The organism is Acinetobacter sp. P8-3-8 (assembly GCF_000214135.1).
Taxonomy (GTDB): domain Bacteria; phylum Pseudomonadota; class Gammaproteobacteria; order Pseudomonadales; family Moraxellaceae; genus Acinetobacter.
In genome coordinates, this window is the sequence record NZ_AFIE01000162.1 from 1 (window position 1) to 493 (window position 493).

The following is a 493-nucleotide window of genomic DNA, read 5'->3' on the forward strand; positions in this document are numbered from 1 at the left end:
TAATACGGCTTCAACCGTGGTGGGTGCTGCGACACTTCAGCAGGTTGCAGCTTATCAGGTAGGGCAGACGGTTCAGTTGAATGCGCCGTTGCTGATGGCTGAAGGCGCAGGTGATATCTTGATTAAGATTGAGAATGCTCAAGGGATCGGTATTGACCTAGACATGCTAAATGCTGGCAACGGCGTTCTCATGCCGATGGGATTATCTTTTGAAGTTGTTTCGATAGAAGTGGTTGAAGGGCAGATGGTTTATACACTCAAGCCTTTGTTGAACTAATTTAAGAATTAATATGACCGCCTTCTGGGCGGTTTTTTATTGAGGAAAATAAAAATGCCAGATCCAAATGAAGAACGGCTGAAGTATTTATTCAATGCCTCTGCAATTGAGGTGCCGAAAGCCGAAGAGGGGCAGAAGCGTAAATTTAAAGGCACTGCTTATGCTGGTGGTCGTGTAGATGGTCACTGGTACTGGGGGCGCTCTGGCGTGGTCTTT

Annotated in this window: 1 pseudogene; it reads left to right on the plus strand. The window is 46.5% G+C overall.

Annotation, left to right across the window (positions count from 1 at the left end):
• Positions 1 to 277 (plus strand): annotated as a pseudogene (locus tag GGG_RS20275) (phage head morphogenesis protein); the annotation flags it as partial.
• Positions 278 to 493: the final 216 nt, after the last annotated feature.